Raw genomic sequence first — 10523 nt, 5'->3', positions numbered from 1 at the left:
GATCCGGACGTGGGCGTGCCGGTCGTCGTCAGAGGACGGCGACCAGCACGCCCACCGCCCCGGAGACCAGCAGGGCGCTCACCACGCCCCGCTTGAGCGCGAGCAGCCACAGCAGGGCCGCGCCCAGCACCGCGAACTGCCACGGCTGGTGCAGCGACCAGGCCAGCGGGACGGTCGAGCCGCCGATCGCCCCGATCGCGGCGGCGCCGGCGCCGGTCAGGAACGCCTGCGCCCGCGCGTCGTCCCGCAGCCGCTCCAGCCTCGGCCCGACCGCGACGACCATCGCGAACGACGGCGCGAACGCGACGAACGCGGCCAGCAGCCCGCCGCCGAGCCCGGCGGCGGCGTAGCCGACGACCGCGACGGTCTGCACGACCGGACCCGGTGTGATCTGGCCCAGTGCCACCGCGTTGAGGAACTGGGCGTCCGTCATCCACCCGTAGGTGTGCACGGCGTCCTGGCGCATCATCGGGATGATCACGAAGCCGCCGCCGTACGAGAGCGCGCCCACCTTCGCCGCCACCCAGGCCACCGCGCCGAGCCCGCCGCCGACCGCGGGCAGCGCGAGCACGACGGGCCACGCCGTGCGCCGGTCCCCGCCCGATGTCCGGGCACCGACCTCCACCGCCCCCGCCACCAGGAGCACCAGCACCAGCCACGGCCCGGTGATCGCCGCCGCCACCCCGCCGACCACCAGGTGGAGAGCCCAGCGCAGGCGGGCCGACCGACGCGCGCCGACCCGCCGCCGACTGCCCGGGACGAGTCCCCACGCCGCGTGCACCGCGACCGCGGGCACCGCCGCGCCCGCGCCGGCCGCGGCGCCGAGCACCCACGCCGGCGCGTCGTCGGCCAGGAACAGCGCGGCGAGCGCGAGGATCAGCACCAGCCCCGGCACGATGAAGCACACCCCGCCGAGCACCGCGCCGGTCACGCCGCGCAGCCGCCACGCGCACAGGATCGCGAGCTGCGTGGAGGCCGGTCCGGGCAGCAGGTTGGTCACCGCGACGCCGTCCTCGAACTCCCGCTCGGTGAGCCACCCGCGCCGGGTGACGCACAGGTCGCGCAGCAGCGCGATGTGCGCGGGCGGTCCGCCGAAGCCGACGCACCCGATGCGACCCCACTCCCGGGCGATCGTGCCCAGGCCGACCCTCGTCACGTGCGTTCCCCTCCCGACCGGGCGTCCCGGCTCAGGTGACGTCGACGATGCGCGCGTCGCGGAGCACGCCGTCCGCGACGTCGAGCAGCCCGATCGTGCCGTGCGGTTGGCGGCGGCGGTCCGTGGGGGAACCGGGGTTGAACACCCGCACGCCGTCGCCGGTGAGGTCCAGGGGGATGTGCGAGTGGCCGAAGACCACGAGGTCCGCGTCCGGGAACCGGCGGCGCATCCGCGCGGTGCGCCCGGTCGCCTGCCCGCTGTCGTGGACCATCGCCACCCGCAGCCCGGCCAGGTCGAGCTCGACGGTGTCCGGCGCGCCCCAGGCGGCCACGTCCGGGCCGTCGTTGTTGCCGCGCACGGCGGTGACCGGCGCGTACTGCGCCAGCTCGTCCAGCACGGGGGCCACGCAGACGTCGCCCGCGTGCAGGATCGCGTCCGCGTGGCGCAGGTGTTCCGCCACGGCGGGCGGGCAGGACTTCCACCGCCTCGGCGCGTGGGTGTCCGACAGCACGACGACACGCATGGCCCAACCGTAACCCGTTCACCGCGCCGGGATTTCACCCCGTCGTGCCCGCCGGTTGCTTGTACGGTGCTGGGCAGGGGTTGAGACCACAGCCGGCCTGACGCTCGTCGTCGTGCGGCTGGAGGCCGAGCTCGTGAAGATCGCCATGGTGTCGGCGCACGCCAACCCGCTGGCCGTGCTGGCGGACGCCGAAGCGGGTGGGCAGGACGTGCACGTGACCGAGCTGGCCGGCGCGCTCGCGGCGCGCGGCGACGAGGTGGTGGTGCACACCCGGCGCGACTCGGCCCGGCAGCCCGAGGTGGTGCGCACCGAGCAGGGGTTCGTCGTGCACACCGTCCCGGCCGGTCCGCCGTCCGCCACCCCGGAGGACGAGCTGCTGCCGCACCTGGAGGACTTCACCCGGGTGCTGCGCGGGTGGTGGCGGGCCGACCCGCCGGACGTGGTGCACTGCCACTCGTGGACGTCCGGCCTGGCCGGGGTGCTCGCGGCGCGCCGGCTGGACGTGCCGGTCGTGCAGACCTTCTACGACCTGGGCGGGGTCGAGCGGCGCGGCGGCTCGACCACCGTGTCATCCCAACGGGTGACTGCCGAACGACTGATAGGCCGCGAGGCGGCGGGCGTGCTGGCGGCGTCCTGCGCCGAGGTCCTCGAGCTCGTGCGCCTGGGTGTGTCGCGGTCCCGGATCACGGTGGTGCCGCCGGCCGTGGACGTGCGGCGGTTCACCCCGGACGGCCCGCGGCTGTCCCGGGGGTCCTCGCACCGGATCATCGCGCCCTCGACCGGCGCGGAGGAGCCGATCAGCGCCCTGCACTCGGTGTGGGACGCCGAACTGGTCGTCCTGGGCGGCAGCCCCGACGAGGTGCACCGGTTGCGCGAGCACGCCCGCGAGGTGGACGTGTCCGACCGCGTGCGGCTCGTCGGCCGGGTGTCGAGGGCCGCGCTGCCCGCGCTGCTGCGCTCCGCCGACCTGGCGCTGTGCACCGCGTGGGACTGCGCGACCCGCGCGCTGCCCCTGGAGGCGATGGCGTGCGGGCTGCCCGTGGTCGCCGCCTCCGTCGGCGGTCTGACGGACGTGGTCGTGGACGGCGTCACCGGGGTCCTCGTGCCGCCGCGCGACGTGAAGGCCCTGGTCCGCACCCTGCGTCCGTTGCTGGCCGACGCGGCGCGCCGGGACGCCCACGGCACGGCGGGCACCGACCGGGCCGGGTCGCGCTACGACGTGCACCGGATCGCCCGCGAGACGGTCCGCGCGTACTTCCGGGCGGCCGGGAGGTCGGACAGCGTGCTCGACACGCCCGGCCAGGACGGGTAGGCCGGTTCAGGCCGGGTAACCGCTCAGGCGGATCAGCAGGTCGTCGTCGGCCCCCACCGTGCGCAGCCGGATCGGGCGCGGGTCGCCGGGGTGCTCGCCGCGCAGCACCGACGCCACGAACTCGCGCACGGCGGCCGGCCTCGGCAGCACCTCGCCGCCGATGTGGGAGAGCACGGCGAGGTCGTCGCCGGCCCGCGTCTCCACGGCCACCGCCCAGCCGCGCTCCTCGTCCCACACCAGCGCGATGTCGCGGCCGGGGAACGTCGGGGCGTGCCCCTCCACCGCGAGGTAGGCGCTCGCCGGCGGACCGGGTTCGACGTACGAGCACTCGCCCGTGACGCCCAGTTCGGCGGCCACGGCCCGCACGTACCGCTGGAGGCCGTGCACGGACGCGTCGTCGAAGTCGGATTCCTGTTCGCGCACGTCGCCCACCTCCTCGTCTCGCCGACTACCCGCGTTCCCCGGCGTCAAACGCGGTTTCGGAGCAACTTCCCCGGCAACCCCGCGAGGCGGAGGTGGCGCCGTGCGGGTGGGGTGGGCCGGGAGGTCGGACGTGGTGGCCGCGCTGCGGTCGTTGCGCGGGCGGGAGCTGAACTACGAGCCGGCCGAGGTGGGTCCGGACGGGTGGGTGTTCGACGTGCACCGGCGGGTGCTGGGGCACGAGGCGGCGGGGCCGCCGGAGGACGGCGGGCTGTGGTCGCGCGCCCGCGAGGTGGTCGAGGAGTACGGGTTCACGCCCCCGGAGGTGGTTCGCGGCCACTACGCGCGCGGTTCGGCGCTGCTCGGGCGCGACGTGCTGCTGGAGGCCCGCCTGCCGGGGCTGCGGTTCCTGATGGGAGTGCGGATCACGGCCGTGCGGGACGACGCGGACGACGCGCGGACGACGTGGGGCTGGAGCTACGAGACGCTGCGCGGGCACCTGGAACGCGGTCGCGTCGACTACGAGCTGGTCAAGCACCACGGGTCGGGCGAGGTGGAGTTCGTGGCGCGCGGCTACTCCCAGCTGCACCCGCGCGCGCCGTGGTGGATGCGGTTCGGCTGGCGGTGGGTCGGCCGGAGCACGCAGCTGCGGTTCTACCGACGGGCCGGCGAGCAGCTGGTGCGGCACTCCGAGGTGGTGGAAGTGCCCTCCGGCGGTGGCCGCCGCCGGGGCGTGGTCGTCCTCGATCCGGTGAGTTGAGGGTGGGCGCGTCCGGACGGGGTAATCCGCCGCCGTGAGGATCGTGATCACCGGGGCATCGGGCAACGTCGGGACGGGCGTGCTGCGCGCCCTGGCCGCCGAGGGCGGGCACGAGGTGGTGGGGCTGTGCCGTCGCCCACCGGACCCCGTGCCACCGTACGACGGTGTCGTCTGGCACCGCTGCGACCTGGCCGACAGCCGGTCGCGGGCGGTGCTCGACGAGGTGCTGCCGGGCGCGGACGCGGTCGTGCACACGGTGTGGGCGTTCCAGCCGCTGCGCGACGCCGGGTTGCTGCACCGCACCAACTACGCGGGCACGCTGGGCGTGTTCGACGCGGCGCGGCGGGCGGGCGTGCCGCACGTGGTGCACACGTCGTCGATCGCCGTGTACGGCCCGGCGGGCGAGGAGCCGGTGGACGAGCGGTGGCCCGCGACCGGCGTGCCCGGTTCCGTGTACGGCCAGGGCAAGGCGGAGGTGGAGGCGGAGCTGCGCCGGTTCGCCGCCGAGAACCCCCAGATGGCGGTCGCGGTGCTGCGGCCGACGCTGGTGGCGCAGCGCGACGCGTCGGAGAGCTTCCGCGCGCTGTTCTTCGACCCGCTCGTACCGCGGTGGCTGATCCGGCTGGTGGAGCGCGGCGCGCTGCCCGTGCTGCCGCTGCCGGCCGGCCTGCGGGTGCGGTTCGTGCACGCCGACGACGTGGGCGACGCGGTGGTGCGCGTGCTGCGGACGCGGGCGAGCGGCGCGTTCAACCTGGCCGCCGGGCCGACCGTCACCGCCGCCGACCTCGCCGCCCTCGTCGGGGCACGGGCGCTGCCCGTGCCGCCCTCGCTCGTCCGGGCGGCCGTGGGTGCCCTGTGGCGGCTGCGGCTGCTCCGCGCGTCGCCGGGCTGGTTCGACGTCGGCATGCGCTCCCCCGTCGTGGACAGCACGCGCGCCCTCGACGAACTCGGGTGGGAACCACGGGTCAGCGGCACCGACGCCGCCCGCGAGCAGCTGCGCGGGCTGGCCGACGGCGCGGAGGGCGGCAGCCCGGTCCTGCGCCGGGACCGGCTGCGCGGGATGGGCGGGCAGCGGCTCAGCTGAGCCGCAGCGCGACGACCACCGCCGCCGCCGTGAGCACGCCGAACGCCACCGCCGCGCCGGTGAACCCGGCGACGCCGAGCCCGACGCCGCCGGCCGCCGCGCCCGCGAACGTGCCGACGCTCATGGCCGCGCCGTGCACCCCGAGGGCCGCGCCGCGCGACGTGCCCGCGCGGTCGACGAGCAGCGTGACGAGGCACGCGGCGGCGGTGGCGTGGCTCGCGCCGAGGACGGCGGTGAGCACGAGCGCGAGCACCAGGGCGTGGACGTGGAAGATCGCCACCACCGCGACCAGGGCGCACGCCAGCGCGGACAGCAGCACCGGTCGTGCCCCCACGCGGCCCGCGCCGACGTACCGGCCCGACAGCAGGTTGCCGAGGAAGAAGGACGTGCCGCTGAGCGTCCACACCAGCGCGAACGGTCCCGGCGCCAGGTCGAACCGCTCGTCGTAGAACGCGGCCAGGTAGGACAGGTAGCCCATGAACGCGGCGGTGCGCAGCAGCGCGGCGGCGAGCAGCGGGCGCACGTGGGCCAGCGCCCGGAACGCGGCCAGGTAGCCCACCCGTTCGGGGGCCGGCGCCGGCGCGGCGGGCAGGCGGGCCAGGACGGCGGCGAGCACGACGGCGACGACCGCGATGGCCACCAGGTCGCCGCGCCACCCCCACAGCAGGGCGGGCAGCGCCACGACGGGCGCGGCGAGCATCGCGGTCAGCGACTGGGTGGCGGTGACCAGCGTCGCGGCCCGCCCGGCGGCCGGTCCGTCGAACCGGTCGGCCGCCGCCGCGCCGAGCGCGGGACCGAGCACCGCCATGGCCGCCCCGATCACCAGGCAGAAGACCACCACGGCGGCGAACTCGGCGATCGCGCCGATCAGCGAGCCGACCGCGAGCAGCACGAGACCACCCGCCGCCGCCCGCAGCCGGGGCACCCGGTCGAGCAGCGGCGCCAGCGCGGCGCCCACCACCAGCGCGGCCAGTCCGCCGAGCCCGCGCAGCCCGCCGACCACCGCCACGCCGCCGCCGGTGGTCTCCGCGATGGGCACCAGGAAGGTGCTGAACACGGTGAACGGCAGCAGCAGCACGGCCGACGCGACGAGCACGGGGCCGAGGGCGCGCGCCATCCGCAGGTCGCCCGGGACCTCCGACCGGTCAACGCTCACGCCGTTCCTCCACCGGGTCGCGCGGCGGCTCGGGCGGACGAGCCTGGTCCACCTGATCATGGCGGATGCCCCGGTGGGCGCGGAAGCGGGCGTCATCCCGGCCGCGGCGGCTCGACGCGGGCCAGCCACGCGGTCAGCAACTGCTCCAGCCGGGCGGCCTCGTCCGCGTCCAGCGCGTCGAGCAGCCGGCGCTCGTTGGCCATGTGCTCGGTGAACGCCTGGTCGATCACGCGCTTGCCCGCCTCGGTCAGCGCGACCACGCGCCGCCTGCCGTCGTCCCGCGCCGGGCGGCGGGCCACCAGGCCGTCGCGCTCCAGGCGGTCGATGCGCTTGGTGATCGCGCCGGTGGTGACCATGGTGTGCTGCGCCAGTTCGCCCGGCGCCCGCTCGTGGGGCGCGCCCGCGCGGCGCAGCGCGGCGAGCACGTCGAACTCGCCCTCCCCCAGGCCGTGCCGCCGGTAGACGACGGTGAGCTGCTCGGTCAGCACGGCCGCCAGCCGGTGCAGCCGGCCGATGACGCCCTGCGGCGTGACGTCGAGGTCGGGTCGTTCGCGCGCCCACTCGGCCTGGATGCGGGCGACGCGGTCGAGGTGTCCGCTCATGGGTGGACATAATAGCTTCCCTGGAAGCTAAAGTCTCTTCCGTGGAAGCTTTCAAGTGGGGCCTGGTCACCGCCGTCGCGCCGATCGCCTGGGGCTCGACCTACTACGTGACGCAGCACTTCCTGCCCGCCGGGAACCCGCTGTGGGGTTCGGTCCTGCGCGCCCTGCCGGCGGGGTTGCTGCTGCTCCTGGTGCGCCGCCGGTTGCCGCGCGGCCGGTGGTGGCGGCGGTCGCTCGTGCTGGGCACGCTGAACATGGGCGCGTTCTTCGCGCTGGTGTACCTGGCCGCGCAACTGCTGCCGACGAGCCTGGCGGCCACGATCATGGCCACGTCCCCGGCGGCCATGATCGCCCTGGCCTGGCCGCTGCTCGGCGAACGGCCCCGCGCCCGCGCGGTGCTGGGCGCGCTCGTCGGCATCGGCGGCGTCGTGCTCATGCTGTCCGCCGGGGTGGACCGGGTGGACCCGGTCGGCGTCGCGGTGTCGGTCGCGGCGATGGCGATGTCCGCGTTCGGCCACGTGCTGACGAAGCGGTGGGGCGCGGGTGCGGACGTGCTGTCGGTGACCTCGTGGCAGCTCGTCGCGGGCGGTCTGGTGCTCGTCGTGCCCGCCGTCGCCGTGGAGGGCGCTCCCCCGCCGCTGTCCGCCACCGCGCTGGCCGGGTTCGCGTTCGTGTCCGTGGTGGCGACGGCGGTGGCGTTCGCCGCCTGGTTCACCGGCCTGCGGCACCTGGAGGCGGGCGCGGTCGGCCTGATCGGGCTGCTCAACCCGGTGACCGGCGTGCTGCTCGGCCGCCTGGTCGCGGGCGAACCGCTCACCGCCCACCAAGGGCTGGGCCTCGGGCTCGTGCTGCTCGGGGTGGCGCTGGGGCAGGTCGTCCGGCGCGGCCGCCCGAGTGGTGCGGCCGGTCCGGACGTGCCGCTCCCGTCGAAGGCGTCGGGCGGGATCGTCGGACCGGGTGGTGGTGCGGTCAGGAGGCCGCGCCGGGCTCCCGCCGGGTGACGAGCGACCACAGGTAGCCCAGGTCCTCGCCGTCCGGCTCGTCGCGCTCGACGAACTCGTCGAGCAGCGCCCGCACCCGCTCCACCAACTCCTCCCGGGACTCGGGCCCCAGCCTGAGCACGCCGCGCGCGATCTCGCGGTCGGCGTCCGGGCCGGCTTCCCGGACCTCGGCGCGGTGGGCGTCGAGGAGGGCCAGGTCGGCCTGGACCGCCAGGCCGTCGCCGGGGTCGCCGATCAGGCCCAGGCGCCTCGTCCGGCCGGTCGAGCGGTAGGGGCGTTCCAGCGCGCCCCGCGTTCCGCTGCGCACCGGTTCGGCGACCAGGAACTCAGTGCGCACCAGCGCGCGGACGTGCCGCAGCATGGTCGCCGGCGCCACGCCCAGCCGTTGCGACAGCTCCTTGTTGGTCAACGGCCGGTCCCAGCACAGCCGCAGGACGCGCCAGCGCAGCGGGTGCGCCAGGGCCTTCAACTCGGCGACCGTGGCGTCGCGCGGCGGGTGGTCGGGTGGGAGACGCCGCCCGTCCTGCGGGTCGCGGTCCGGCTCGGATGGCACGCACAGAGGCTAACCCCAGGGTCACGCGGTCGAGGGGTGCCCGCGGTCACGCCAGCCCGGCGGACACCCCGCCTCGCCGCGCCCCGGAGCGATTTGCTTGACTGCCACCGATTGCACAAAGTGAAATCACTGAGGGGGCCGCGATGGGCTGGACCGACTTCGAGTGGCTGGAGGGCGCGGACCCGAGCCCGGACGGCACGTCCGTCGCGTACGTGGGCGACGCGTCCGGCAGACCCCAGCCGTGGGTGCTGCCGCTGGACGGCGGGCCGGCGCGGCTCGTCGAGGTGCCCGGTTCGATCCGCCGGTGCCTGTGGCGGCCGGACGGCGCGCGACTGCTGGTCGTCTCCGACCCCGACGGCGGCGAGGACCACCGGCTGGCCGAGGTGGACCCGGTCACCGGCACCGTCGAGTGGCTGGCGGCCGAGGACGGCGTGCGCTGCGAGGTCGGTCCCCCGCACGGGCACACCGGCCGGCCCTACAGCGCGGACGGCGCGCTCCTGGCGTACGCGAGCAACGCCCGCGACCGCGAGGTGTTCGACGTGCGGGTGCGGGACCTGCGCACGGGTGACGACCGGATCGTGCTGGAGGGTGACGACCGGTACGTGCCGATGGGCTTCTCCCCCGACTCCGGGCTGCTGCTCGTGCTGCGGCTGCACCAGAACACCGAGCAGGACCTGTTCGTGTGCGACCTGGCCGCCGGCACGACCCGCCGGCTGACCCACGACGGGGTTCCGACGAAGAACCAGCCGGTCGCCTGGCTGCCCGACTCGTCCGGCTTCCACCTGTGCACCACGCGGGGCCGGGACTTCCTCGGGTTGGCCGTGCTGTCCCTGACCGGCGAGCTGACCTGGACCGCCACGCCGGAGTCCGATGTGGACGGCGCGGCGCTGTCCCCGGACGGCACCCGGCTGGCGTGGGGTGTGAACGAGGACGGGTACACGCGGCTGCGGTGGGCCGAGGTCGGCGGCGCGGCGCGGGACGTCGAGGGCCTGCCGGCCGGGGCCGCGGTGACGGAGTTCGGGCTCGGCGGGCAGGTCCTGCGGTTCACGCCGGGCGGTGAGCTGCTGGTCCAGCTCTCGCGGCCGGACGCGGCGACCGACCTGTTCCTGGTCGACCTGCCGGCCGGCCGGGCGCGCCGGCTCACCGACGCGGGCGCGGGGCTGCCCGGCGGGATGGTGGTGCCGGAGGTCGTGCGCGTGACGGGCGACGACGGCGAGAGCGTGCCGGTCCTGCTGTACCGGCCGCCGACCGCGGACGGCCCGGTGCCGCTGGTGGTGACCGTGCACGGCGGGCCGGAGTTCCAGGCGCGGCCGACGTTCGACCCGTGGGTGCAGGAACTGCTCGCGCGCGGCATCGCGGTGGCGGCGCCCAACATCCGCGGGTCCTCCGGGTACGGGATGCGCTACCAGCGGTTGATCTACCGCGACTGGGGCGGCGGCGACCTGGCGGACCTCGCGGCGGTCGTGCGGCACGTCCGCGGGCTCGACTGGGTGGACGGCGACCGGCTCGGCGTGCACGGCGCGTCGTACGGCGGGTTCGCCGTGTTCGCCTGCCTGGCGCTGCTGCCGGACCTGTGGCGGGCGGGGGTGAGCGAGTGCGGGTCGTCGGACCTGATCAGCGACATCCGGTCGTTCCCGCCGACGTGGCGCAAGCGGGCCGTCGAGTGGATCGGCGACCCCGACGACCCGGCCGACGCCGCCCGGCTCACCGCGCGCAGCCCACTGGCGAACGCGGACCGGGTGACCGCCCCGGTGCTGATCATGCACGGCGAGAACGACACGAGGGTGGACCCCGAGGAGTCCGAGCGGATGTACCGGCGGCTGCGCGAGCTGGGCAAGCCGGCGGAACTGGTGCTGCACCCCGGTGTCGGGCACGAGGTCGACCGGGGCTCGTTCGCCAGGACCGTGGACCTGATGGCGTCGTGGTTCGAGGAGCACCTCGCGCAGCGGTGAGCCG

General features: G+C 76.1%; 11 protein-coding genes. 5 read left to right on the top strand and 6 right to left on the bottom strand.

All coding sequences use genetic code 11. The features are described from left to right. Nucleotides 1–28 precede the first annotated feature (28 nt). Together chrA and J2S66_RS08160 are read right to left on the bottom strand one after the other, a co-directional pair. On the bottom strand, nucleotides 29–1156 hold the full coding sequence (gene chrA / locus J2S66_RS08165; RefSeq protein WP_310305800.1) for a chromate efflux transporter: 1128 nt from the start codon (nucleotides 1154–1156) through the stop codon (nucleotides 29–31). A gap of 31 nt (nucleotides 1157–1187) precedes the next feature. Then, on the bottom strand, nucleotides 1188–1679 hold the full coding sequence (locus tag J2S66_RS08160) for a metallophosphoesterase family protein (RefSeq protein ID WP_310305798.1): 492 nt from the start codon (nucleotides 1677–1679) through the stop codon (nucleotides 1188–1190). A gap of 133 nt (nucleotides 1680–1812) precedes the next feature. Here J2S66_RS08160 and J2S66_RS08155 point away from each other — a divergent pair, with 133 nt between their 5' ends. After that, complete coding sequence (locus tag J2S66_RS08155) at nucleotides 1813–2991, top strand: glycosyltransferase (RefSeq protein ID WP_310314725.1); 1179 nt, start codon at nucleotides 1813–1815, stop codon at nucleotides 2989–2991. A 6-nt stretch (nucleotides 2992–2997) separates the two neighbouring features. Here J2S66_RS08155 and J2S66_RS08150 read toward each other — a convergent pair whose 3' ends face one another. After that, nucleotides 2998–3414, bottom strand: a complete 417-nt coding sequence (locus J2S66_RS08150) for a DUF6292 family protein (protein ID WP_310305796.1) — start codon at nucleotides 3412–3414, stop codon at nucleotides 2998–3000. 100 nt (nucleotides 3415–3514) lie between these two features. Here J2S66_RS08150 and J2S66_RS08145 point away from each other — a divergent pair, with 100 nt between their 5' ends. Both J2S66_RS08145 and J2S66_RS08140 read left to right on the top strand, forming a co-directional pair. Next, a complete protein-coding gene (locus J2S66_RS08145; RefSeq protein WP_310305794.1) occupies nucleotides 3515–4171 on the top strand; it encodes a DUF1990 family protein in 657 nt (218 codons plus the stop codon). A 34-nt stretch (nucleotides 4172–4205) separates the two neighbouring features. Then, nucleotides 4206–5255, top strand: a complete 1050-nt coding sequence (locus tag J2S66_RS08140; protein ID WP_310305791.1) for an NAD-dependent epimerase/dehydratase family protein — start codon at nucleotides 4206–4208, stop codon at nucleotides 5253–5255. Here the strand turns inward: J2S66_RS08140 and J2S66_RS08135 are convergent. Continuing rightward, nucleotides 5248–6411: an MFS transporter gene (locus J2S66_RS08135; protein WP_310305788.1), complete on the bottom strand. Its 1164-nt coding sequence runs from the start codon at nucleotides 6409–6411 to the stop codon at nucleotides 5248–5250. The two genes, J2S66_RS08140 and J2S66_RS08135, sit on opposite strands and share 8 nt — an antisense overlap. Before the next feature lie 92 nt (nucleotides 6412–6503). Further along, nucleotides 6504–7013 carry a MarR family winged helix-turn-helix transcriptional regulator gene (locus J2S66_RS08130; protein WP_310305785.1) on the bottom strand — a complete coding sequence of 170 codons (510 nt, stop codon included), beginning with the start codon at nucleotides 7011–7013 and terminating at the stop codon, nucleotides 6504–6506. Nucleotides 7014–7054: 41 nt separating this feature from the next. On the opposite strand from J2S66_RS08130, the gene J2S66_RS08125 reads away from it, so the two are divergent. Then, on the top strand, nucleotides 7055–8014 hold the full coding sequence (locus tag J2S66_RS08125) for a DMT family transporter (protein ID WP_310305782.1): 960 nt from the start codon (nucleotides 7055–7057) through the stop codon (nucleotides 8012–8014). Here the strand turns inward: J2S66_RS08125 and J2S66_RS08120 are convergent. Further along, nucleotides 7983–8567: an ArsR/SmtB family transcription factor gene (locus J2S66_RS08120; RefSeq protein WP_310305780.1), complete on the bottom strand. Its 585-nt coding sequence runs from the start codon at nucleotides 8565–8567 to the stop codon at nucleotides 7983–7985. The genes J2S66_RS08125 and J2S66_RS08120 overlap by 32 nt on opposite strands. 143 nt (nucleotides 8568–8710) lie before the next feature. Here J2S66_RS08120 and J2S66_RS08115 point away from each other — a divergent pair, with 143 nt between their 5' ends. Beyond that, nucleotides 8711–10519, top strand: coding sequence for a S9 family peptidase (locus J2S66_RS08115; RefSeq protein ID WP_310305779.1), 1809 nt, complete (start codon nucleotides 8711–8713; stop codon nucleotides 10517–10519). The last annotated feature ends 4 nt before the right edge of the window (nucleotides 10520–10523 follow it).

Origin of the sequence: Saccharothrix longispora (assembly GCF_031455225.1) — a bacterium.
Lineage (GTDB): Bacteria > Actinomycetota > Actinomycetes > Mycobacteriales > Pseudonocardiaceae > Actinosynnema > Actinosynnema longispora.
Note: the sequence above shows the minus strand (reverse complement) of the source record. Positions and strands in the feature narration are given on the sequence as shown.